This is a genomic window from Pseudomonas sp. PDM28, from assembly GCF_019219115.1.
Taxonomy (GTDB): domain Bacteria; phylum Pseudomonadota; class Gammaproteobacteria; order Pseudomonadales; family Pseudomonadaceae; genus Aquipseudomonas; species Aquipseudomonas laurylsulfatiphila.
Genome location: NZ_JAHUWG010000003.1, coordinates 105,735 through 128,959, shown reverse-complemented (window position 1 = coordinate 128,959; position 23,225 = coordinate 105,735). Strand labels below are relative to the sequence as shown.

23 protein-coding genes and 1 tRNA gene are annotated in these 23,225 nt (G+C 60.2%); 15 read left to right on the top strand and 9 right to left on the bottom strand.

Features of this window, described 5'->3' with window-relative positions; genetic code table 11:
* Nucleotides 1–7: 7 nt before the first annotated feature.
* On the bottom strand, nt 8–1,192 hold the full coding sequence (gene rhmD / locus KW841_RS07025; protein ID WP_218474831.1) for an L-rhamnonate dehydratase: 1,185 nt from the start codon (nt 1,190–1,192) through the stop codon (nt 8–10).
* A 32-nt stretch (nt 1,193–1,224) separates the two neighbouring features.
* Nucleotides 1,225–2,520: an MFS transporter gene (locus tag KW841_RS07020; RefSeq protein ID WP_218474828.1), complete on the bottom strand. Its 1,296-nt coding sequence runs from the start codon at nt 2,518–2,520 to the stop codon at nt 1,225–1,227.
* Nucleotides 2,521–2,645: 125 nt separating this feature from the next.
* On the opposite strand from KW841_RS07020, the gene KW841_RS07015 reads away from it, so the two are divergent.
* The 5 genes from KW841_RS07015 (at nt 2,646) to KW841_RS06995 (ending at nt 9,341) form a co-directional block, all read left to right on the top strand.
* Nucleotides 2,646–3,587, top strand: a complete 942-nt coding sequence (locus tag KW841_RS07015) for a LysR family transcriptional regulator (protein ID WP_015095870.1) — start codon at nt 2,646–2,648, stop codon at nt 3,585–3,587.
* 176 nt (nt 3,588–3,763) lie between these two features.
* Nucleotides 3,764–6,595 carry a xanthine dehydrogenase family protein molybdopterin-binding subunit gene (locus KW841_RS07010; protein WP_218474826.1) on the top strand — a complete coding sequence of 944 codons (2,832 nt, stop codon included), beginning with the start codon at nt 3,764–3,766 and terminating at the stop codon, nt 6,593–6,595.
* Entirely contained in the window at nt 6,588–7,127 is a 540-nt protein-coding gene (locus KW841_RS07005; protein ID WP_218474824.1) for a (2Fe-2S)-binding protein, read from the top strand. The genes KW841_RS07010 and KW841_RS07005 overlap by 8 nt, the downstream gene beginning before the upstream one ends.
* Nucleotides 7,128–7,129: 2 nt before the next feature.
* Entirely contained in the window at nt 7,130–8,368 is a 1,239-nt protein-coding gene (locus KW841_RS07000) for a cytochrome c (protein ID WP_218474822.1), read from the top strand.
* A 1-nt stretch (nt 8,369) separates the two neighbouring features.
* A complete protein-coding gene (locus KW841_RS06995; protein WP_218474820.1) occupies nt 8,370–9,341 on the top strand; it encodes an XdhC family protein in 972 nt (323 codons plus the stop codon).
* A 162-nt stretch (nt 9,342–9,503) separates the two neighbouring features.
* Here KW841_RS06995 and KW841_RS06990 read toward each other — a convergent pair whose 3' ends face one another.
* Nucleotides 9,504–10,787, bottom strand: a complete 1,284-nt coding sequence (locus tag KW841_RS06990) for an FAD-binding oxidoreductase (protein ID WP_218474818.1) — start codon at nt 10,785–10,787, stop codon at nt 9,504–9,506.
* Nucleotides 10,788–10,971: 184 nt separating this feature from the next.
* Between KW841_RS06990 and KW841_RS06985 the strand changes: the two genes are divergently transcribed.
* Together KW841_RS06985 and KW841_RS06980 are read left to right on the top strand one after the other, a co-directional pair.
* Nucleotides 10,972–11,048 (top strand) — tRNA-Val (locus tag KW841_RS06985).
* Nucleotides 11,049–11,246: 198 nt separating this feature from the next.
* Nucleotides 11,247–11,528 carry an excalibur calcium-binding domain-containing protein gene (locus tag KW841_RS06980; RefSeq protein ID WP_218474816.1) on the top strand — a complete coding sequence of 94 codons (282 nt, stop codon included), beginning with the start codon at nt 11,247–11,249 and terminating at the stop codon, nt 11,526–11,528.
* A gap of 633 nt (nt 11,529–12,161) precedes the next feature.
* Here the strand turns inward: KW841_RS06980 and KW841_RS06975 are convergent.
* Nucleotides 12,162–12,368, bottom strand: coding sequence for a hypothetical protein (locus KW841_RS06975; RefSeq protein WP_218474814.1), 207 nt, complete (start codon nt 12,366–12,368; stop codon nt 12,162–12,164).
* A 253-nt stretch (nt 12,369–12,621) separates the two neighbouring features.
* On the opposite strand from KW841_RS06975, the gene KW841_RS06970 reads away from it, so the two are divergent.
* Complete coding sequence (locus tag KW841_RS06970; protein WP_218474812.1) at nt 12,622–12,816, top strand: hypothetical protein; 195 nt, start codon at nt 12,622–12,624, stop codon at nt 12,814–12,816.
* 82 nt (nt 12,817–12,898) lie between these two features.
* Here the strand turns inward: KW841_RS06970 and KW841_RS06965 are convergent, their stop codons facing one another.
* Nucleotides 12,899–13,651 (bottom strand): carbonic anhydrase, encoded by a 753-nt coding sequence (locus KW841_RS06965; RefSeq protein ID WP_218474810.1) that lies wholly within the window; start codon nt 13,649–13,651, stop codon nt 12,899–12,901.
* A 203-nt stretch (nt 13,652–13,854) separates the two neighbouring features.
* Here KW841_RS06965 and KW841_RS06960 point away from each other — a divergent pair, with 203 nt between their 5' ends.
* Nucleotides 13,855–14,310, top strand: a complete 456-nt coding sequence (locus KW841_RS06960) for a DUF2214 family protein (RefSeq protein ID WP_218474808.1) — start codon at nt 13,855–13,857, stop codon at nt 14,308–14,310.
* Nucleotides 14,311–14,488: 178 nt separating this feature from the next.
* Here the strand turns inward: KW841_RS06960 and csrA are convergent, their stop codons facing one another.
* Complete coding sequence (gene csrA / locus KW841_RS06955; RefSeq protein ID WP_007975691.1) at nt 14,489–14,680, bottom strand: carbon storage regulator CsrA; 192 nt, start codon at nt 14,678–14,680, stop codon at nt 14,489–14,491.
* Nucleotides 14,681–14,930: 250 nt separating this feature from the next.
* Between csrA and KW841_RS06950 the strand changes: the two genes are divergently transcribed.
* Entirely contained in the window at nt 14,931–15,296 is a 366-nt protein-coding gene (locus KW841_RS06950) for an SPOR domain-containing protein (protein ID WP_116582019.1), read from the top strand.
* Between the two features lie 85 nt (nt 15,297–15,381).
* On the opposite strand, the gene KW841_RS06945 is transcribed toward KW841_RS06950, so the two are convergent.
* From KW841_RS06945 to KW841_RS06935, 3 genes are all read right to left on the bottom strand, one after another.
* Nucleotides 15,382–16,071, bottom strand: a complete 690-nt coding sequence (locus KW841_RS06945) for an endonuclease (protein WP_218474806.1) — start codon at nt 16,069–16,071, stop codon at nt 15,382–15,384.
* 4 nt (nt 16,072–16,075) lie between these two features.
* Nucleotides 16,076–16,315 carry a DUF1654 domain-containing protein gene (locus tag KW841_RS06940; protein ID WP_007975694.1) on the bottom strand — a complete coding sequence of 80 codons (240 nt, stop codon included), beginning with the start codon at nt 16,313–16,315 and terminating at the stop codon, nt 16,076–16,078.
* A 210-nt stretch (nt 16,316–16,525) separates the two neighbouring features.
* Nucleotides 16,526–17,614 carry an asparaginase gene (locus tag KW841_RS06935; RefSeq protein ID WP_007975695.1) on the bottom strand — a complete coding sequence of 363 codons (1,089 nt, stop codon included), beginning with the start codon at nt 17,612–17,614 and terminating at the stop codon, nt 16,526–16,528.
* A 366-nt stretch (nt 17,615–17,980) separates the two neighbouring features.
* Between KW841_RS06935 and KW841_RS06930 the strand changes: the two genes are divergently transcribed.
* The 5 genes from KW841_RS06930 (at nt 17,981) to KW841_RS06910 (ending at nt 23,212) form a co-directional block, all read left to right on the top strand.
* On the top strand, nt 17,981–18,442 hold the full coding sequence (locus KW841_RS06930; RefSeq protein ID WP_116582015.1) for a hypothetical protein: 462 nt from the start codon (nt 17,981–17,983) through the stop codon (nt 18,440–18,442).
* A gap of 192 nt (nt 18,443–18,634) precedes the next feature.
* The gene (locus KW841_RS06925; protein ID WP_218474804.1) at nt 18,635–19,606 is read left to right on the top strand and encodes a sugar ABC transporter substrate-binding protein; all 972 of its coding nucleotides are present in this window, start codon (nt 18,635–18,637) and stop codon (nt 19,604–19,606) included.
* Nucleotides 19,607–19,661: 55 nt separating this feature from the next.
* Nucleotides 19,662–21,215 (top strand): sugar ABC transporter ATP-binding protein, encoded by a 1,554-nt coding sequence (locus KW841_RS06920; RefSeq protein WP_218474802.1) that lies wholly within the window; start codon nt 19,662–19,664, stop codon nt 21,213–21,215.
* Nucleotides 21,212–22,189: an ABC transporter permease gene (locus tag KW841_RS06915; protein ID WP_218474800.1), complete on the top strand. Its 978-nt coding sequence runs from the start codon at nt 21,212–21,214 to the stop codon at nt 22,187–22,189. The genes KW841_RS06920 and KW841_RS06915 overlap by 4 nt, the downstream gene beginning before the upstream one ends.
* Before the next feature lie 3 nt (nt 22,190–22,192).
* The gene (locus tag KW841_RS06910) at nt 22,193–23,212 is read left to right on the top strand and encodes a LacI family DNA-binding transcriptional regulator (protein WP_218474798.1); all 1,020 of its coding nucleotides are present in this window, start codon (nt 22,193–22,195) and stop codon (nt 23,210–23,212) included.
* The last annotated feature ends 13 nt before the right edge of the window (nt 23,213–23,225 follow it).

The following is a 23,225-nucleotide window of genomic DNA, read 5'->3' as shown; positions in this document are numbered from 1 at the left end:
TCCTTTCTCAGCGGTTGTACGGCCGATGCAGTTGGCATTCCGGGTTGAGGGTCACGCCGAATCCTGGCTGGTCGAGCGCGGACAGGCGCATGCGGCCATTGACCGGCACCGGTTCGCCGAGCAATTGCGGGTGGAACATCGGCACTACTTCGTCAGCCTTCGGCGCCATCATCAGGAACTCGGCGAACGGGCTGTTATGCCGGGTGGCGACGAAGTGGTAGCTGTACACCGAAGAACCGTGGGGGATGACCAGCGCGTTGTGGGCGTCGGCTAGGGCAGAGATCTTCACCAGTTCAGTGATCCCGCCGCACCAGCCGACATCCGGCTGAATGATGTCGCAGCAGCCCATTTCCAGGAGCATGCGGAAGCCCCAGCGCGTGGCTTCGTGTTCACCGGTGGTGACCAGCATGCCCTTGGGCACGTTGTTGCGCAGGGCGGCGTAGCCCCAGTAATCGTCCGGCGGCAGGGCTTCTTCGATCCATTTCAAGCCATGTTCGTGGGCGCCAACCGCCAGTCTGGTGGCGTAGTTGAGGTCCAGGCTCATCCAGCAATCGAGCATCAGCCAGAAGTCCGGACCGACACGCTCGCGCATGGTCGCCAGTTCTTCGAGGTTCTTGCGCAGGCCTTCTTCGCCTTCGCCCGGGCCGTGGTGCAGCGGCATCTTGCCGCCGATGAAGCCCATTTTCTGCGCCAGGTCCGGACGGGCGCCGGTGGCGTAGAACTGCAGCTCGTCGCGCACCGCACCGCCGAGCAACTGGTGCACGGGCTCCTGGCGGATCTTGCCGAGCAAGTCCCACAGCGCCAGGTCGACGCCGGAGATCGTGTTGATGACGATGCCCTTGCGCCCGTAATACAGGGTCGACTGGTACATCTGGTCCCAGATTTTTTCGATGTCGGTGACCCGGGCGCCTTCGAGGAAGCGCGCCAGGTGCTTCTCGACAATGTAGGCGGCCGGCTCGCCGCCCGTGGTCACGGCAAAGCCGACGGTGCCGTCGCTGGCTTCGATCTCCACCACCAGGGTGCCGAGCACGTTGATGCCGAAGGTGCGGCGGCTCTGGCGGTACTCGGGGTATTTGCTCATCGGCGTGGCAATGTGATCGTCGATCCAGTGGCCGTCGGCCTGGTCGTGATAATCCGCGCCGCCGCCTCGCAGGGTGAAAGCGCGGACGTGTTTGATGGTTGGAATGCCCATGGTGTGATTCCTTTTGTTAAACGGCGGTCAAGTTAAATGGTGGCCGGTTTGTTCGAGGCTTCATGGCCGGGCGCGCGTACGCCCAGCACCAGCAACGCGGCGATGACGGTGGTAACGGCCAGCACGTACAAGCCTGCTGCCGGTGAATGGAAAGCGCCCTCGGCCCAGTTCTTCAGGATGGGGGCGATGAAGCCGCCGAGGGCGCCGAACGAGTTGATCAGGGCGATCCCGGCCGCGGCGGCACTGCCGGCGAGGTAGCTGGAGGGGAAGGTCCAGAACACCGGTTGCACGGCGATGAAGCCGGAGGCGGCAAAACACAGGGCGATGATCCCCAGCAGCGGGTTGCTGAAGGTCACCGAGCAGGCGATTCCGGCGGCGGCCATCAGCAAGGTCAGGCACGCGGTGCGGCGGCGTTCACCGGTGCGGTCGCTGTAGCCGGGGATCAGGTAGGCGGCGATCAAGGCGCAAATCCATGGAATCGCCGTGACCAGGCCGACCATCAGCCCGACCTTGGTGCCCAGCAGTCCGCCCACCTGGCTTGGCAGGTAAAACACCACGCCGTAGACACTGGCCTGGATCAACAGGTAGATCAGGCACAGGTACAGCACCGAGGGTTGGCAAATGACGTTGAGCAGGCTGCGGCCGTGGTTCTGTTTATGGCTGTCTTCCTGATCGAGCAGGGTCTGCACTTGCTGGCGTTCCTCGACGGTCAGCCATTTGGCGTCGGCCGGCCGGTTGTCCAGGTACCAGTAGGCCCAGATGCCCACCGCTGTCGCCATCAGGCCCTCAACGGCAAACAGCCATTGCCAGCCGTGGAAGCCCGCGAAACCGTCCAGTTCCAGCAGCAGGCCGGACAACGGGCTGCCGAAGATGAACGCCAGCGGCGCACCGAAATAGAAGAAACCCATGGCCTTGCCGCGCACGGCGCTGGGGAACCAGTAGGTGAGGTAGAGGATCACGCCGGGGAAGAATCCGGCTTCGGCCACGCCCAGCAGGAAGCGCAGGATGTAGAAGCTGGTTTCTGTGTGGGCGAAGACCATGGCGGCGGAGACCAGGCCCCAGGTGACCATGATCCGGCACATCCACAGGCGGGCGCCGACGCGGTGCAGGATCAGGTTGCTCGGCACTTCAAGCAACGCGTAGCCCACGAAGAACACCCCGGCGCCGAAGGCGAAGGCGGCATCGCTGATGTTGGTATCGGCTTGAAAGGCTTGCTTGGCGAACCCGACGTTGGCGCGGTCGAGGAAGGCCATGATGTACATCAGCAGGAGAAACGGGAGTAGCCGCCAGGAAATTTTGGCGAGCAGAGGCGCGGGTAGAGTCTTCATCGCAGTTTTCCTTTGGTAGGGCATTTGTTCTTATGGGGAAGACTGTACGGCCGCTGATCGATGCGTTACAAATCGAATCTAGCTCACAACTGATACCTTGAGGGTATCGATAAAAAAGGCCCGCCATGACCACGCCGATCATCTCCCGCAGCCTGCTCAATCGCCTGCGCTACAAGCATCTGCACATGCTGGTGACGCTCAGCTCCAGCCAGAACCTGCACCGCGCTTCGCAAAGCCTGAACATGTCGCAACCGGCGGCAACTCGCATGCTCCATGAGATTGAAGACATGTTCGGCTGCGATCTGTTCGAGCGCCTGCCGCGGGGGATGCGCCCGACAGCGCTGGGCCAGGAGCTGATTCGCTTTGCCGAGTCGGCCATCAGTGGTCTGGACCGTTGTGCCGAGGACCTGATGGCGCGGCAGCAGGGCGGCTACGGCTATCTGTCGATCGGTACCATCATGGGCGCGGCGCCGGGCCTGGTCATGGATTCGATTGCCGAGATCAAGGCGCTCAATCCGCAACTGCGGATCCGCATCATGGGCGACACCAGCGACCAGGTGATCCAGTTGCTGGAACAGGGTCGCATTGACCTCGCCATCGCCCGGCGCAATGCCGCCACCGACAGTGAGCATTACGTCTTCGAGCAATTGGGTAACGAACGCTTGCTGGTGGTGGTGCACGCCGGCCACCCGCTGGCCCGGCGCAAAAAACTCGACATGGCAGAACTGGTCAGCGGTTGGCCGTGGATCCTGCAACCGGAAACCAGTCCGGCGCGCATCGGCCTTGATCAGGCGTTGCAGCGCCTGGCGCTGCCGTTGCCAGCGGACATCATCGAATGCAGTTCGGTGTACTCCATGCAGCAACTGATTCAGCTGACCGACGCGATCATGGTCCTGTCGGAAACCGCATTGCGCGACTATCTTAAAATGGGCCTGGTGGTGGCGTTACCGGTGGAACTGGATGTGCAGATGGCGCCATTCGGGTTGTTGTTGCGCAAGGGCGAGCACATCAGCCGGGAGTTGGGGTTGTTCATCGAACTGCTGCGTCGAAAAGTCGCGGTTTTTTGATTCCTTGGTCAGTTTTTAGTTTTCCGCGAAGGCATAAGCCTATAAACTTAACCTTTCGGTCAGCTTTGCACTGTCAACAACAGCCCTTTGCATCGTCGAAAAGGGCTTCTGCACGACTCGAGATTTCCAGTACATAACCAGAAGGGCGGACCCCATAACCGCCCAGAGGATGATCCATGTCCAACCGTGATATATCCCGGCGCTCGTTCCTTCAGGGCGGGCTGGTAGCGGGTGTGAGCGTGACGCTCACACCGTTGAGCAGCCAGGCGCTGGCCGCCTTGATGGAAAACAGCGTGACCGTGCCGTCCGAGCAGTGGCTCGGCAACAATGGCAAGGCGCGCGCCCGTAACGATGCCTTGTCCAAGGTCTGCGGCAGCAAAGTCTTTGCCCGCGACATCCGCGCCAAGGACATGCCGGGCTGGCCGCAGCAACAAGGCCACGCCATGCTGCTGAAAACCATCAAGGCCGACCACATCTTCGCCGGCATCGACCTGTCGTGGCTGGGGGCCGAGTTGCAGCCGGACCGCATCGTCACCGCCGAAGACCTGGTCAAGGACGGTATCGTGTTCCCTGAGGAGCACGCCCCGGATCCACTGTTGCCGGTCGGCAAGGTGCCGATGTTCATCGGGCACCCGGTGGCGATCCTGATCTGGAACGACTTCGAGCGCTTCCGTCAGGCCAAGAACCAGCTCAAATTCAATGACAAGGCCATCCGCTACGGCGATAAAGTGCCGTTCTACGAAGGCGATCCATACGGCAGTTTCCGCTACGTGCGCGTCGGCGGTGCGACCTCGGCCGACGAAGACGAGTTCGCCAGCCTCAAGGATTCGATCCTGTTCCCGATGCTGAAAAACCGTCGCCCGGTGTGGAACTCCCAGCCGAACCTGCACGGCAACCTGACCGAGCGCGGGTTGTTCTACGCCGACCGCATGAAGCAGCAGATCGATACGCCGCCGGACAACTGGCTGGTGTTCGACGAGCGCTACAAGACCCCGTCGATCGAACCGGCCGCCCTGGAACCGGACAACGGCAACGGCTGGTACGACCCGGCGACCAAGACCCTGCATTTCGTCGTCGCCACCCAGTGCCCGCTGGAAGCCGCGACCGAGACCGCGAAGATGATCGCGCCGTCGCGTTTCGGCCTGGCCAACCTGAACATGCACCCGGGTTACACCGTCGGTTATGGCTCCAAAGACCACAACATTTTCGTCTACTACGCAGCGCTGGCCGCGTTGTACGGCGCCGGTGTGCCGGTGCGCCTGGCCAACGACCGCTACGAGCAGTTCCAGAGCGGCATCAAGCGTCACCCGTTCGACATTCGCTACCAGTTGGCGGTGGACAAGAACGACCACAGCTTCAAGATCTTCCGCGCTGAAATGAGCGTCGACGGTGGCGGGCGAATCAACTACAGCCCGTCGGTGGCGGCGGTGGGCGCCACGGCCGCGCAATCGATCTACTACATGCCGCAGAACGACCTGCAGGTCACGGCTTACCATTCCCGTGCGGTAGAAGCCGGGTCGATGCGTGGCTACGGCACCCTGCAGAGCATGGCGTCGACCGAAATGATGGTCGACGAAATTGCCGATCGCCTGGGTGTCGATGCCATTGAACTGCGCCGCAAGAATGCGTTGCGCTCGGGCATGAAAAACACCCAGGGCGCGATCCCGGCCGGTGCCCTGCGCCTGCACGAGATTCTCGACAAGGCGGCGGTCCACGAGGTCTGGAAAAACCGCGACGCGGTCAAGAAACAACGCGAAGCTGCTGATCCGGATAACTGGTACGGCGTTGGTTTCGCCATCTGCCAGAAAGACTTCGGCACCGGTTCCGAAGCGCCGATGGCCAGCATTGAATTCACCGCCGAAGGTCGCATCAGCCTGCGCCACATCGGTATCGAGATCGGCACCGGCATGTCGACCTCGCAGGCCATGGTCGTGGCCGATTTCCTCGGTGTCCCGGCGCACGAAGTGAAGACCGGTGAAACCGAATGGAAAGAGTTGCAGCTGATCAGCAGCGGCAACCCGTACATCATGAGCCAGGCCGAACAGGATAATGTCCTGCGCAACCCGCGTTGGGTCGGCAAGGTGGCTTCGGCATCGTCGGCCACCAACTCGGCGTACTACTTCAGCCACGCCACCCGTGAAGCCGCGCGCGTGCTGTTCAACCACGGCCTGTGGCCGGCGGCGCTGGAGATCTGGCGCCAAGGCCCTTACGGCGGTCAGGCCAACCCTTACGTGGTGCGCCGCGAAGACGCCCATTGGGTCGATGGCAAGCTCACCGCCAACGGCATGGAACCCCTGCCGTTTGCCATGCTGGCCAAGCGTGTTCACGAGCGCGGCCTGGTGAGCGGCGCCACGGTGCACGGTTTCAACCGCTGGAGCTGGGCCGAGGCCGAGTTCAGCATCGACGGCGTGCGTGAGCGCTTGCCGCTCGACGGCCTGGCCGTGAAGTACGGCGACGGTGCACCGAAAGCGAAGAAAGCGCAGATGAACAGCGCCGGTTTCCATTTGCTGGACCGGCAGAACATCGCCTACCCGGCAACCCAGTTGAACAACGCGGCGGTGACGTACTACAGCCCGGTTGCCACGCTGGTGGAAGTAAAGGTCAACAAGGGTTCGAACGAAGTGTCGGTACTCAACCACCACTCGTGGGTCGAGTGCGGTCGTGTGCTGGTGCCGGAACTGGTCAAGGGCCAGCTCGAAGGCGGCATCGCCATGGGCATCGGCCATGCGCTGATGGAAGAAATGCCGCTGTACGAAGGCGGGCCGGGGGAGGGTGACTGGAACTTCAACCGTTACCGCCTGCCAATGGCGCGCCATGTTGCGGTGTGGAAGCAGACGGCGGAGATCCTGCCGCCACTGTCGCCAAGCGACCCGTCCAAGGGCATCGCCGAAGTGGTGATGATTCCGGTGGTCGGTGCCATCGGCAATGCCGTGGCCCATGCCATCGGTAAACGTGTCCGCGACCTGCCTATCACTTCTGCACGCATCAAGGAGGCCCTCAATGGCTAACCGTCCGCTTCAACTGACCCTCAACGGTCAATCCGTCGACCCGGTGGACATCCCTGATGACCTGCCGATGATCGACTACCTGCATGAATACAAAAACCTCACCGGTTCGCGCCTGGGCTGCGGCCAGGGCATCTGCCACGCCTGCGTGGTGATCGTCGACAACCCCGACGGCACCAGCGAAGAAGTGCGCACCTGCATCACCGGCGCACACTATTTCGAAGGCAAGAAGGTTCGGACCATCGAAGGCCATGCGACCCGCGACGAGCAGGGCAAGGTCACCGAGCTGAACCCGATCCAGCAGCGCTTCGTCGATGAATTCGCCTTCCAGTGCAGCTACTGCGCACCGGGCTTCGTGAATGCCGCGACCGTGCTGGTGGAAAAGCTGCAGCGTCAGCCGATCGTCAAAAGCCAGCTGGAAAAAGTCATCGAGGACAGCCTCGGTCATCACATCTGCCGTTGCACCGGGTACGTGCGCTACTACAGCGCCACCCGCAACGTGCTGACCGATCTCGGCCTGGTCAAGGAGGGTTAAGCATGAAGTCACTATTGTCCCGCCTGACGCTGGCGGTCGGCCTGGCTGTGCCTGCGTTGCTGGCCCACGCCGATGAGGCGCAGGTCAAGCAAGGCGCGTACCTTGCCCGCGCCGCCGATTGCATGGCCTGCCACACCGCGCCGGGTGGCGCACCCTATGCGGGCGGCCTGCCGATCGTGTCGCCGTTCGGCACGATCTACGGCACCAACATCACCCCGAGCAAAGAACACGGCATCGGCCTGTACAGCGATGACGAGTTCTTCGCCGCGCTGACCGAAGGCAAACGCCGCGATGGCGCGAACCTGTATCCGGCGATGCCGTACACCTCGTATCACCTGATGCCGCGCGCCGATTCCGATGCGATTCATGCCTACCTGAAAACCGTCGAGCCGATCGAGCGCGCCGCCCCGGTCACCCGCCTGAGCTTCCCGTTCAACGTGCGCCTGGGCCTGATGGGCTGGAACATGATGTACGGCAAGGATGTGAAGCTGGAGTCTGCCGAAGGCAAAAGCGAAGCCTGGAAGCGCGGCCAGTACATGGTCGACGTGCTCGGTCACTGTGGCGAGTGCCACACCCCGCGCGGCTTGCCTGGCGCGATGCAGCAGGACAAGCGCATGACCGGCGGCATTCTCAATGGTTATCTGGCGCCAAGCCTGCTGGCCACTGACCTGGCGGCCCGAGGCTGGAATCATCAGGACCTGAGCTCGTTCCTCAAGCACGGCATGAGCGCCCAGGGCACGATGTTCAACGAGATGTTCCCGGTGTTCCACAACAGCACCCAGGGCCTGAGCGATCCGGATCTGGCGGCCATGGCGACCTTCCTGCTCGGCGATCAGCCACCGGCGGCGAAAGTGCTCACCGAAGTGCCGTTGGACAAACTGAGCCCGAGTGCCCAGCGTGGCCGTCAGGAATATTTGAACGTCTGCGCCGGTTGCCATGCGCCGGGCGGCGAGGGCAAGCCGCACATCGCCGTCGCCATGCGCGGCAACACCACGCTGCGCCTGGAAGAACCGCGCAACCTGGTGCGGGTGATCGACGACGGTATCGGCGAGCAGAAGTTCTCCGGGTTCGAGCACATGCAGCCGATGCCGGGCTTCGCCGAGAAGTTGAGCGACGGGCAACTCACGGATCTGCTGAACTACCTGCGTCAGGGCTGGGGTGGTCAGCCCAATGAACTGGCGGTGAACGACGTGCAGACGTTGCGGGCCGATGCGCCGCCGCTCGAGCACAAGGCCCACTGATATGCAGCATCTCGATCTGCAAGTGGTGCGCCGGGCGCTGGAGTGGTCGACGGTCGGTCAGCGTATCTGGCTGTGTACGGTGCTGGCCACGTACGGCTCGGCGCCGCGTGCGCCGGGTTCGCTGCTGGCGGTGAACGCTGACGGGCAATGGATTGGTTCGCTGTCGGGTGGCTGTGTCGAGGAAGACTTTCTCGAGCGCGTCGCCGAGGGCGCGTTTCTGCAGCCGGTCAGCGTCGTTCGTTACGGCGAAGGCCACGACCCACGCTCGCGCGTCAGCCTGCCCTGTGGCGGGGTGCTGGATGTGCTGGTCGAGAAGCTTGAGGCCGATTGCGAGGTGCAGGCGCATCTGCGCGAGCTGGAGTCGGCGCTGTTGGGCCGACGTCGGTTGATCCGCGAAGTCGATCTGCAAAGCGGTGCACGCAGCCTGTTCGATGATCGTGAGCAGGGAGTGCGTATCGAGCGTGAAATCGACCGGGTACGTGTGCGTGTCGGCGCGGCCCAGCGTTTGTTGCTGGCCGGCTATTCCAGTGTGGCTCAGGCTTGTGCGGAGTTTGCCGTGGGCTTGGGTTTCGAGGTGATTCTGTGCGATCCGCGGGACGAAGTGCTGGAAGGCGTCGTGCTGGAAAACGTGGAGATTCGCCGCCAACTGCCGTCGGTGTTCATCGCCGACGGCGGCTGCCACAGCGACACGGCGGTGGTGGCGTTGACCCACGACCCGCGTATCGATGACCTGGCGATGATGGAGGCGGTTCGCACCGAGGCGTTCTATATCGGTGTGATGGGCTCCATGCAGACCTCACAGAAGCGCTTCGAGCGCTTGCGGCGCATCGGCGGTCTGGGGGATGTCGAGTTGGGGCGGATTCATGCGCCAATCGGGCTGAACCTGGGCAGCAAGACGCCGGCAGAAATCGCTCTGGCGGTGTTGGCTGACATCTTGCGAATCCGCAGCGGTATCCCACGGGATCGTCTCTAACCCATAACCCCTGTGGGAGCGGGTGTACGCAACATCTGCGGGTATGCAAAAAACATTGTGGGAGCGAGCTTGCTCGCGATGAGGCCGACACATTCAACACGGATGTCGCCTGCCAGTCCGCCATCGCGAGCAAGCTCGCTCCCACAATGTATTGCGTGCCGCTTAGTAGCCGAATTTGTCCCGCAATCCGTAATACCACGCACCCAATGCCGCAAATGGCGTACGCAGCAACTGTCCGCCAGGGAACGGGTAGTGGGGCAGGTCGGCAAACGCGTCAAAACGCTCGGCCTGGCCGCGCAACGCTTCGGCCAGCACCTTGCCCGCCAAGTGCGTGTAGGTCACACCATGGCCGCTGCAGCCCTGGGAGTAGTAGATGTTGTCGCCCAGGCGTCCGACCTGAGGCAGACGCGACAGGGTCAGCAGGAAGTTACCGGTCCACGCGTAATCGATCTTCACGTCCTTGAGTTGCGGGAAGGCCTTGAGCATCTTCGGTCGAATGATCGCTTCGATGTTCGCCGGATCCCGCGCGCCGTACACCACGCCGCCGCCGAAGATCAGGCGCTTGTCACCGCTGAGGCGGTAGTAGTCGAGCAGGTAATTGCAGTCTTCGACACAGTAATCCTGAGGCAGCAGGGTCCTGGCCAGTTCATCGCCCAGGGGCTCGGTGGTAATCACCTGCGTTCCGCAAGGCATCGACTTGGCCGCCAGTTCCGGCACCAGGTTACCCAGATAAGCGTTGCCGGCGACGATGATGAATTTGGCCCGGACCTTACCCTGCGGCGTGTGCACCACCGGATTCGCGCCGCGCTCGATGCGCACGGCCGGCGACTGCTCATAGATTGTCCCGCCCAGGGATTCGACCGCCGCCGCTTCACCCAGCGCCAGGTTGAGCGGATGAATGTGGCCGCCACTCATGTCCAGCATGCCGCCGACATACTGATCACACGCCACCACTTCGCGGATGCGCCGTTGATCCATCAACTCGAGCTGGGTGTGGCCGAATCGCTCCCACAGACGCTTCTGCGACTCCAGATGACCCATCTGCTTGGCGGTCATCGCGGCGAACACACCACCGTCCTTCAGATCGCACTGGATGTTGTACCTGGCGACCCGCTCACGAATGATCCGGCCACCTTCAAACGCCATCTGCCCCAGCAACTGAGCCTGCTTGGGACCGACCGTGCGCTCGATGACATCGATGTCGCGGCTATAGCTGTTGACGATCTGCCCGCCATTACGCCCGGACGCCCCGAAACCCACCTTGGCGGCCTCAAGCACCGTGACCTTGAAACCGTTCTCCAGCAGAAACAGGGCAGAGGACAGCCCCGTGTAACCGGCGCCAATCACACAGACATCGGTCTCGACGTCATCCTGCAACGCCGGGCGCGGCGGAACCGCATTGGCCGATGCGGCGTAGTAGGACTCTGGGTAGGGAGTGTTAGCCATCCGGCAGCCTCTGTTTAATATATTTTACGAGTGCGTTGATCCTACCCGAGTTGAAAATCGCCCGCCAGCCACCCGGAAAATCTTCTTTGTACCGGCAAAATTAAATATTTTGCATATTCATAGGGTTAGCGCGAAAAAAGGTGTTGACACCCCTCCGGAATTCCGTAGAATGCCGCCTCACAGCAGGCACGTAGCTCAGTTGGTTAGAGCACCACCTTGACATGGTGGGGGTCGTTGGTTCGAGTCCAATCGCGCCTACCAAACAAAATCCGCTCTGCTGGGCGGTCTAGAAGGGCTCACCGAAAGGTGGGCCCTTTTTTGTTGTCTGGTGTTTGGGCAAACGACCACCGCGCTACACCTTCAGGTTGGCTTACACCAGGCTGTATGTGGAATTGTGGGTTACGCTGGAAAGCAGGCAACGTAAGAACGCAAACGGTCTCTCATCATGGATGGATCAAGATGAAACTGATTTTGACAGTGCTTGTTGTTGGTCTGTTGGCTTGGAAGTTTTCCCCTGAATTACAGTCCTGGGCTGAGGCTCGGCTGTCGAGTCCCCAAAGAACCTCTACGGTCGTGACTGCGCCGAAGCCTGTCTCGGCTCCAGTTAAATGTGACGGGCGCAAATATTGCTCACAGATGACCTCGTGCGCAGAAGCCAAGAACTTTCTGCAAAACTGCCCAGGAATGGAAATGGACGGAGACCACGACGGGATACCTTGTGAGACGCAGTGGTGCCGGTGACTATTCGCCGCTTATCGGCAGGCTGGTAGGTGGATTGTGAAATTAGATGAGGGGCCTGCTGTCACTCTTGAATGGGACGGTCAGCCCGCAGCTCCTGTAGGGTGAGCTCACCCAGCCTTCTCGGATTGCAGCACATCCAGCAAGAGCAGACCTTGCCATGATTTGCGAAGACGCCTGCCTCTCGAGCAGTGGCTTCCCAGTCTTTGGTTTTCTGGTTTCTTTCAAAGCGTGCCTTTATGCGGCGTGTATCGTGTCGTCGTTGAGCTCTAGACATGTCTTTCTCCTAAGCCGAAGACGACAAAGCCCCGGCAGATTTCTCTGGCGAGGCTTGTTTGGCCCACTCCTGAATATGCAGGAATGGCAGGGCGGAATTAATATCGCTCTTGCGCTGACTGATTTCAACCTTTTCGTGTCTGACCGTAGATCTTCCGCATCAGTTTTCTCGAAGGTACTTCGACAACGTGATACAGGATGATCGCCGCCAAAAACATCATCAGAATTTTACACTGAGAGGCTGTACGCCATCGGCTATCTGCCTGTACGAAAAGAAAGCCACAGGCTGAACTTATCTTTCCGAGGATTTAAGTAGATCCAGACTCTTCCAGATCTGAATAGCGCTTGCCCCATAAAAACTCAGAGCGCGAAACCCGTCGCATGAACCAGATGCCCCTCCTGCACTCCAGCGATCAGGTGCATGGGGACGTTCTGTTGTACATCAATGGACGGTACCTCGAAGCTCCCTACAATCTGGAGGTGTCGCTCGCTCAGTTCGGTCGACTCTGCTGCCTTTTCCTTAGCCATTCTCGCGTGGTTCATTGCGATTTCGTTGAGCGTTGACACGTTACATCTCCCGGTGACTGACCAAGCGTATCGCTGGAGTCCTTAAGCGTTGATTGAATGGCTGCTGCGTCAGAATTATGTCGTTCCCGCGCTGCTACGCGCGATCTGTGCAATCCTCAAGCCACGGATGCGGTGAACTCATCGTCGTGTTTTCGCAGGCGACGAATGGCGGGTAGTGGTGGATGTTGGTCCGGATTCTTTGCCATTCAGGCGTAAACTAGTGGGGCTGCCTCATTGAAAGGAGCCGCCCCCCATGAACGTCGATCAAATCAGCAAACAGGCACCCGTAGACAAAGTCGTTTGGGATCAATACTTCTGCGCTGCGTTGATTGCCGAAAGCAATCTGACTGCCCCGGTTGTGGGTGGGGCTACGCACGAAGACAGGCAGAACCTGTTGATCGAGAGGGCCAGAACCCTGGCCGACAAAATGATGGAAAACCGGAAGTGACCAGAGCCCAGCCATCGCGCTGGGCTCTTTGCATGAGGCGCTCTTTGCATGCGGGGCTATGCGCCGATGCTGGCGTTGTGGGTCAGGCGATCAGCTCAACCTTGCCGCTCGCCAGGCGATAGACACCTCCCACGATCTTCAGCATGCCTTTGCTTTGCGCATCGGTCAGCAAGGGCGAGGCCTGTTTCAGGCTGTTGACCGAATTTTTGACGTTCTGCGCGGTAGCGTTTTCCATCAGGCTCCCCGGTTGCTTGAGCACGGCCTCGATGGCCGACTTGAGTGCGTCGGTCAGTTTCGGGATATGGCCGGGGAAAACCGTCTGGTCCTTGACGGCCTTGATGCCGGCCTCGATGGCGCCGCAGCTCTCGTGGCCGAGTACCAGAATCAGCGGGGCGCCCAGTACGGCGACCCCGTATTCAAGACTGGCCAGGCCTTCCGGGGTGACAAAGTTGCCCGCGACGCGGATGGAAAAAAGGTCGCCGCGCGCAGTGTCAAACGCATACTCCGGGGCGATGCGCGAGTCAGAGCAGCTCAGCACGGCCACGAACGGATTTTGGCCCGACACCAGGGCCTCTCGCTCAGCCTTGAAATCATGAGTCTTGGATGTACCGCCTACATATCGTTCATTGCCCTCCATCAGTCTTTTCAGCGCCATGTCGGGGCTGATCACGTTTTGTGGTTTGGGTGGGGCTGACGCTTTTTCGGCTGCCTGGATGATCTTGCCGGGCAGGGTGCCGGTCAGCAGCAGGGCGCCTGCGCTCAATCCGGCAAATTGAAGAAAACGACGACGGCCTGTTGTGTTTGAAGCAGAGCTTGAATCACATGATTCACACATGATTTTGTTTACTCAGTTCAATGCGGTGAGAGTGAGTTGCTGTTGGGGCTGGGACAGCCGCGGTAGCTCAATGCCAGCGCAGTGGAGTCTAGTTGGTCTGTCATATTGTGTTCCGGGCCTGGCCCGCGGATGCCGTGCACGCAGCCATTTCATGGGCTACTACTGACAGGCTCATACAACTTCGACCTGGCAGGAGTTTCTCGATGCTGACTCATTGGTTTCTGGCGGCGGTTCATCTTTTGGCGGTGGCCTTGGGATTCTGGGCAGTGCTGACTCGAGGCATGGCTTTTCGGCGTCTGGCCGACGGGGCAGGAGAGGTGCGCGGTGTCCTGATGGCGGACAATATCTGGGGTATTTCAGCTGTCGTGTTACTGATCAGCGGGGGGATGCGAGCCTTTGGCGGGTACGAGAAAGGCACGGACTATTACCTGCATCAGCCGCTGTTTCATCTGAAGATGACGCTGTTCGTGCTGATCTTGCTGCTGGAGATTGCGCCCATGGTGACGTTGATCAAATGGCGGATAGCGCTGGGTCGTAAAGTCGCCTTCGATACCGGCCGTGCGAAGCTGTTTGCACGGATCAGTCATGTCGAGGCGCTGCTGGTGCTGTTGATGGTGGTGGCGGCGACTGGCATGGCGCGCGGGGTGGTGTTCGGTTGATCACGCAGCGAACGCGTCCTTCCCCGGGATAAACAAGAAAAGTCTGACAGCCAGGGCCTTGAGCTTGTCGCTAGTATCGAAAGCTTGCATGGGAAAGCAGGTGGAAGCGATGCGATGCTGAATCTTTAGCCAGCCGTGGTTGCGCATTCAACGGGCTGGCTACTGACTGCAACAGAATTCAGGACTGCGGCTTTTCCGGGGCGGTCAGGCCGGCCTGAATGCGCTGATAAATTTCTTCACGGTGCACTGCAACGTCCTTCGGGGCGTTGATGCCGATCCTGACTTGCTGGCCGCTTACGCCCAGGATGGTGATCGTAATGTCATCACCGATATTAATGCTTTCACCGACTTTGCGGGTGAGTATCAGCATGGTCTTCTCCTTGATTGCTTCGTGGGGCACCTGATTCGGACAGTGCAGAGGTCGGTGGTATGTATAGATTAGTGCGAAGTCTCACAGTTTGGGTGCCTCTTTCTGACGCGCAGATGTGGCATTAATTCCCAAGGCGTAACTATACAGAGGCCGCCACCATGATTCTCGTTGTTTTGAGCCGATTTTACGGCACTCGTGAAGTATTCATGGATGTTAAAATCCCCGCTTTAAGCATTTAGAGGGAAACGCCGTGCGCAAAATGGTCTTGGTACTCGCGATGTTGGCACTGGCGGGATGTGGAGAGGGTAGCAGTGTGGATGCGCCGAAGCCAAAACCGGCCATGGCTGCCGTACCCGCGGCAGTGTCCGGCCCGCAATGGGATCTTGAAGTGCGAGGTGAAACCCCTCAGGCAGTCAGTGATTTGAGTGGCTGGCTGATCGAGCACAGCTTCATGTCCAGCGTCGTCAAGGAAAATGGCAATACACGAATCCTGATGGGCCCGTTCAATTCAAAAGCCGAGGCCGAAGCCAAGCAGGATGAAGTCCGTGCGGCGCTCACTCGCTCGAAGAAGCAGAACATCGAATTGCTGGTGCTTGAGCGTCCAGCCGCTCAATAACATTCGGCAGCGAAGAGGTTGGGCAAAACAAAAAGGCCTCGGGGTTTAGCCTCGAGGCCTTTTTGGTTTCAGGTGTCGCCTGGATTCAGCCGCAGGCCTTCATGTCCACCGGGCCGACGAACTCGTTGCCGCGCCCCATGACGCACCCCACGCTCTGGTTGCGTTGACGTTCCCAGGCTTGTACGGGATAGGTTTTGTCCCAGGCTTCGTACAGTTGCCGATCCTGTTTCGACAGGCGCAAGCCATACTGCTTGCTCATGTAGAAGTAGGTTCGGGCGATCATGCCGCGGATGGACGGGCGGGGCATGACTTTCTTGGCCTTGAAGTCGATCTGGGTCAGGCACGAACCATACTGTCCCGACTGTTCGGGCAGCCAACCGAAACTGAAGTTGCTGCGATCGCCATTGACCTCGCCGATGCTGGGCACCAGGTTGTGCAAATCAGCTTCGGCCTTCTGGTAAACCGGATCGTAGCGCGTACAGTTCTTGCGACCGCCTTCTTGCCAGCACTGGCGTTGATGGCCGATCTGCCAGGCCGGAACGATATGTTCCCATTCGATGCGGGATGCGCGCTTGGCATTTTTTCGCGGCACATAACCGCAGGCGGCAAGGTTCACCCGGTTGCCGGTGTACTTGCAGCCACAGTAAAACTCGGTGGATTGGGGGGCGTAGAGCTTCCACGCGACCTTTTTCGCTTCGGTGAAGGTGCGCGGCGCGTCGGCTTGCGCCGTCATGGCAAAAAACACAAACAACAAAGCAAACCAGCGGGCACTCATCGACTCAATCTTCCTTTGGCACAACCCAGAAAATCTGCACGCCGCCATCGTCGCGATAGGCGAGGGTGACGTTGTCGTTCTCGTCGATTTCTTCCAGCAAGCGTTCCCATTCATCCACCGGCTCGTCAGGCAGGCGGAAGATCAGTGCTGCCCTGGCCTTTTGTGCGGTGGGGGAGTTGATGATTTTCTGAACGCGCAGGCCCATGCGTACATAGGTGTCAGGAGAGGCAGAGGTAGTGTCCATGGGATTATCCTTAATAAGCTGTACGTGCATACAGTATTTAACTGTAGGCAATTTCGCAACTGCTTAAAAATCAAGAAAATCCTCTGACAGCCGTTTGTTCCATTTGGTGTAAGGCGCAGGGAGTTTTTTTGTCAGATCGAGCGGCGCCAATCGCCAGGGCTGGAGAATGGCGCACAGGGTGCCCGACCGGATCGGTCGGGCGAGGGCGAATCAGTATTCCCAGAACATCCGCTGCAGCTCTTTGCTGTCATTGGTCTTGGTCAGCGCGACCATCGCCAGGATCCGGGCCTTTTGCGGGTTCAGGTCGTGGGCCACGACCCAATCGTATTTGTCGTCAGGCTGTTCGGCGTTGCGCAATACGAAGCCACCGGCGTTGACATGGGAGGAGCGAATGATCTGCACGCCATCCTTGCGCAGGGCTTGCAGGGCAGGGACGACCCGCGACGATACCGAGCCATTGCCGGTGCCGGCGTGGATGATGGCCTTGGCGCCTGATTGGGCGAGGGCCTTGTAGGCGGTGTCGCTGACATTGCCGTAGGAATAGGCGATCTCGACGTCAGGCAGGCTCTTGATGGTCTTGATGTCGAATTCGGAATCCATGGTGTGGCGCTTGGCTGGCAAGCGGAACCAGTAGGATTTGCCTTCTACCACCATGCCCAGCGGACCCCAGGGGCTTTTGAACGCTTCGGTCTTGATGTTGATCATTTTGCTGACGTCGCGACCCGACTGGATTTCATCGTTCATGGTCACCAGTACGCCTTTGCCTCGTGCATCCTTGCTGCTGGCCACGGCCACTGCGTTGTACAGGTTGAGCATGCCATCGGCGGACATCGCGGTGCCTGGGCGCATGGAGCCCACGACAATGATCGGCTTGTCGGTTTTTTCCACCAGGTTCAGGAAGTACGCGGTTTCTTCCAGGGTGTCGGTGCCGTGGGTGATCACGATGCCATCGACGTCTTTGCTGTCGGCCAGTTCGGCTACGCGGCGGCCCAGTTGCAGCAGGTTTTCGTTGGTGATGCTTTCGGAAGCGATTTGCATGACCTGTTCGCCACGAACGTTAGCCACCTGGCTCAGTTCTGGAACACCGGCGATCAGTTGTTCAATGCCGACTTTCGCCGCTTGATAGGTCGCGCTGTTGGCGGCGCTGGCGCCGGCGCCGGCAATGGTGCCACCGGTGGCCAAAATCACCACGTTGGCCAGTTTCTGTTGGGTTTCGGCTTCTTTGGCCTGAAGGGCGGTCGGCAGAAGCAGCAGCAGGGCCAAGGCGCCCGGAACAAAGGTCTTGAGTGCAGATGTCATTATTTTTCTCTTCTAGTTGTGAGACGGTGCAGATGCAGGTTCATCTAGATGCGCCCCGGGCGAATCTGAACGCCGGAGGTGCGAGGAGAAGAGCAGGATCTGTACCAGAAACACCCTGAATCGAAAAAACACGCGTAACTTAATGATTTGTAACGGTATTGCAGTTTGTGTCCGGAGGCGGTTCCGGGGCCGGGCGTCCGGATTGCCGAACATGTTTAACTTTTGCGTTCGGCTCTCCGAAACGCATGGCGGTCCTGTTCAAGATTCCTGTTTAAAACTTAAGGGCGTCAAATCGTCGTTAACGACTAAAGAAAAACGCGCGTCGGTCGATGCTCCTTCAAGGGATCTATTTCTGCAGGAGTTCACATGTCGTTATCCATTGGCTTCCCGAATGCCGCAAACATCACCATCGGGGGGAAGCCTGCGGCGACCATTCGTGCCTCGGGCGATGCGACAGAGGATGCAGGTGCCCAAGCGCTGGGTGTAAAGGAAGGCGACGGCACCCGGGTTAAAACCGGTCCGGCAGGTCTGGGACAAAGTGCCGGCGCACAGGCCGAATCGGAAACCGGCGATAACACCAGTTTTGCGGTGAAGGTCCTGCTCAAGCGCCTGAAGGAGTTGCAGCAGCAATTGCGTGAGCAACAGCAACAATTGGCCCAGGCCCAGGCGGCGTCTTATCCGACCCCGGAAGCCAAGACCACCGCGGTAGCGGCCCTTCAGGCCCAGGTTGCCGCAACCAACGGCGCGATCCTGCAGGTGAGTGCGAGTCTGGTCAAAGAGTTGACCAAGGGTTCCGGCACGGGATCGGTGGTCAACACCACGGCATGAACGGAATGCCGTTTTTCGCCAATCCGCTCTGAAAGCACTTTTCAGGTCGTTGACAAATACCGGCAGGATTCGCATAGTCTGGGTCACGCAAACGTTTGCGCGTCCCCTGTAATGGCTTTCCATCGCAGCGGGTCGTGAAGCTTACGCCGGCGCAAGCGTTGCTCACAATAATCATAAGATCGGAGTGAACCCATGAAGCTGCCATTTGCTGGACGTCTTCTCGCTGTCGCTGTGCTGGCTGCCGCATCCGCTGCACTGCCTGTCTCCTCTGCCTTCGCTGAAACCACAGAAAAACCGAAAGTCGCACTGGTGATGAAATCCCTGGCCAATGAGTTTTTCCTGACCATGGAAGACGGCGCCAAGGCCTATCAGAAAGATCACTCCGGCGAATTCGACCTGATCTCCAATGGCATCAAGGATGAAACCGACACCGCCGGCCAGACGCGTATCGTCGAGCAGATGATCCTGGCCAAGGTCAATGCGCTGGTGATCGCGCCGGCCGATTCCAAGGCCATGGTGCCGGTGATCAAGAAAGCCATCGATGCCGGTATCACCGTGATCAACATCGACAACCAGCTGGACCCCGCCGTAGTCAAAAGCAAAAACATCAGTGTTCCGTTCGTAGGCCCGGACAACCGCAAGGGCGCACGCCTGGTCGGCGATTACCTGGCCAAGCAACTGAAGGCCGGTGATGAAGTCGGCATCATCGAAGGTGTGTCCACCACCACCAATGCCCAGCAGCGCACCGCAGGTTTCAAGGATGCGATGGAGGCGGCGCAGATCAAGGTCGTGTCGTTGCAATCCGGTGACTGGGAAATCGACAAAGGCAACAAGGTGGCCGCCTCGATTCTCAGCGAATACCCGCAAACCAAGGCCCTGTTGGCCGGTAACGACAGCATGGCGGTCGGTGCAGTGTCTGCCGTGCGCGCCGCGGGCAAGGCCGGCAAGGTGCAAGTGGTCGGCTACGACAACATCAACGCGATCCAGCCGATGCTCAAGGATGGTCGGGTGCTCGCCACTGCCGACCAGTTTGCAGCCAGGCAGGCGGTGTTCGGCATCGAGACGGCGTTGAAGATTCTCAAGGGCGAGAAGGTCGACGGCGGTGCCAATGGCGTGATCGAAACGCCGGTAGAGTTGGTCACCAAAGAGCAGGTCACACAGTAACCTTCTGGCGACGCAACGGCGCTCGTCCAGGCGGACGGGCGCGTGGAGAGTTTTTATGTCCGCTTGCGCTACGAACGCTGTCCTCTCGGTCAGCGGTATCGGCAAGACCTACGCACAACCGGTTCTGGCCGGCATCGACCTGACGCTCATGCGCGGTGAAGTGCTGGCGCTGACCGGCGAGAACGGCGCAGGCAAAAGCACGCTGTCGAAAATCATTGGCGGGCTGGTCGCGCCGACTACCGGGCAGATGCAGTTTCAGGGGCAGGACTATCGCCCAGGCAGCCGGAGCCAGGCAGAAGACCTCGGCATCCGCATGGTCATGCAGGAACTCAATCTGCTGCCGACCCTGTCGGTGGCGGAAAACCTGTTTCTTCACAATCTGCCCAATAACGGTGGCTGGATCAGTCGCAAGCAGTTGCGCAAGGCTGCCCTCGAGGCCATGGCTCAGGTCGGGCTCGACGCCATTGACCCGGATACCCTGGTCGGCGAACTGGGCATCGGTCATCAGCAAATGGTAGAGATCGCCCGCAACCTGATCGGCGATTGTCATGTGCTGATTCTCGATGAGCCCACCGCGATGCTCACGGCACGCGAAGTCGAAATGCTGTTCGAGCAGATCACCCGCCTGCAGGCTCGCGGCGTATCGATCATCTATATCTCTCATCGTCTCGAAGAGCTGGCGCGGGTCGCGCAGCGCATTGCCGTGCTGCGCGACGGCAATCTGGTCTGTGTCGCGCCGATGGCCAATTACAACAGCGAGCAACTGGTCACCCTGATGGTTGGCCGCGAGCTCGGCGAACATATCGATATGGGGGCGCGCAAGATCGGCGCCCCGGTGTTGACGGTCAAGGGCCTGACCCGTGCCGACAAGGTTCGCGACGTGTCGTTCGAAGTGCGTGCCGGAGAGATTTTCGGCATTTCCGGTTTGATCGGCGCGGGGCGCACCGAGTTGCTGCGCCTGATCTTCGGTGCCGATATCGCCGACAGCGGCACGGTTGCCCTGGGCTCGCCGGCGCAGGTCATCACTGTGCGTTCGCCCGTGGATGCGGTCGGGCATGGCATTGCGTTGATCACTGAAGATCGCAAGGGCGAAGGCCTTTTGTTGACGCAGTCGATCGGTGCCAATATCGCCTTGGGCAACATGCCCGGCATCTCCAGCGCCGGCTTTGTCGACAACGATGGCGAAAACGCCCTGGCCCAGCGGCAGATCGACGCCATGCGCATTCGCAGCTCCGGTCCGGCACAGTTGGTGTCCGAGCTGTCCGGCGGTAACCAGCAGAAAGTCGTCATCGGTCGCTGGCTGGAGCGCGATTGCTCGGTGCTGCTGTTCGACGAGCCGACCCGGGGCATCGACGTCGGCGCCAAGTTCGATATCTACAACCTGCTCGGTGAGTTGACCCGCAAGGGCAAGGCGCTGGTGGTGGTTTCCAGCGACTTGCGTGAGCTGATGCTGATCTGCGACCGGATTGGTGTGCTGTCGGCAGGAAGCCTGATCGATACGTTCGAGCGCGACAGCTGGACCCAGGATGAATTGCTCGCCGCTGCTTTTGCCGGCTACCAAAAACGTGATGCGCAGCGCTTCGATGCCGCGCCTAGGGATCTTCCATGAAAACCGCTTCTATCGCCGGCACACGCAGTGGCAACTTCTATGGCCTGGGCGCCTATCTGGGCCTGGCGGGTGCCTTGTTGGCGATGATCGTGCTGTTCTCGGTGCTGAGCAGTCACTTCCTGTCCTACGATACGTTCAGCACCCTGGCCAACCAGATTCCGGACCTGATGGTGCTGGCGGTCGGCATGACCTTTGTGTTGATCATCGGGGGCATCGACCTGTCGGTAGGCTCGGTGCTGGCACTGGCGGCCTCGACCGTGAGCGTGGCGATACTCGGCTGGGGCTGGAGCGTGCTGCCCGCAGCGTTGCTCGGCATGGCTGTCGCGGCGCTCGCAGGCACCCTCACCGGTTCGATCACGGTGGCGTGGCGGATACCATCGTTCATCGTGTCCCTGGGCGTGCTGGAAATGGCGCGCGGGGTGGCGTACCAGATGACGGGTTCGCGTACGGCCTACATCGGCGATGCATTCGCCTGGTTGTCCAATCCGATCGCCTTCGGCATTTCACCCTCGTTCATCATTGCGTTGCTGATCATATTCATCGCCCAGGCCGTGTTGACCCGCACAGTGTTCGGTCGCTACCTGATCGGTATCGGCACCAACGAAGAGGCCGTGCGGCTGGCGGGGATCAATCCCAAGCCCTACAAAATCCTCGTGTTCAGCCTGATGGGATTGCTGGCCGGCATTGCTGCGCTGTTCCAGATTTCTCGCCTGGAAGCCGCCGACCCGAATGCCGGCTCCGGTCTTGAGTTGCAGGTGATCGCCGCCGTGGTGATCGGCGGGACCAGCCTGATGGGTGGGCGCGGCTCGGTGATCAGCACGTTTTTTGGCGTCCTGATCATTTCCGTGCTGGCCGCGGGGCTGGCGCAGATCGGGGCAACCGAGCCGACCAAACGCATCATTACCGGCGCCGTGATCGTGGTGGCGGTGGTGCTGGACACTTATCGCAGTCAACGCGCAAGCCGGCGGACCTGAGTCATGGCGACTATCAAAGATGTGGCAGCCCTTGCCGGCATTTCCTACACCACGGTTTCCCATGTGGTGAACAAGACCCGCCCGGTCAGTGAAGAAGTCCGGATCAAGGTCGAGGCCGCGATCAAGACCCTCGACTACGTCCCCAGCGCCGTGGCCCGTTCACTCAAGGCCAAGACCACGGCGACCATCGGCCTGCTGGTCCCCAACAGCCTCAACCCGTACTTCGCCGAGCTGGCCAGGGGGATCGAGGATTACTGCGAGCGAAACGGTTACTGCGTGATCCTGTGCAACTCCGACGACAATCCGGACAAGCAGCGCAGCTACCTGCGCGTGCTGCTGGAAAAACGCATCGACGGCCTGATCGTCGCCTCGGCCGGCGGCGACAGTGGCCTGGTACAGGGTCTGAAAGGCGTGCGCACGCCCATGGTGATCGTCGACCGCGGACTGGACGGTGTCGATGCCGACCTGGTGCGCATCGACCATGAATACGGCGCGTACCTGGCGACCCGGCACCTGTTGGAGTTGGGCCACCGGGATATCGCCACGATCAGCGGGCCGGAAAACACCAGTGTGGCGCAGATGCGTCTGGCGGGTTATCGCCGGGCCTTGAAAGAGGCGGGCGTCGAGGTCTCTCCCGAGCGCATGCTGGCAAGCGATTTCACCAGCACCGGCGGTTACAGCGCTGCCGCGATGTTGCTGGAAAGCCATCCGCCTACCGCCATTTTTGCCGCCAACGACATGATCGGCATCGGTGTGCTGCGGGCTGCCGCCGAGCGCAATATTCGCGTACCGAGCGAGTTGTCGGTGATCGGTTTCGACGATATCCAGATGAGTCGGTATGTCTACCCGTCGTTGACCACGGTGGGGCAATCGATCCTGCAACTCGGTGAAATGGCTGCCGAAGTGCTGTTACGGCGAATCGCCACGCCGGGCCTGGCGACCGATCAGCGGATCGTGACGCCGAGTATTGTCATCCGTGAATCGACGGCGCCGTTGGCCGGTGTGTTTGCCCAGTGCCGTTGAAACAGAGAGCCGT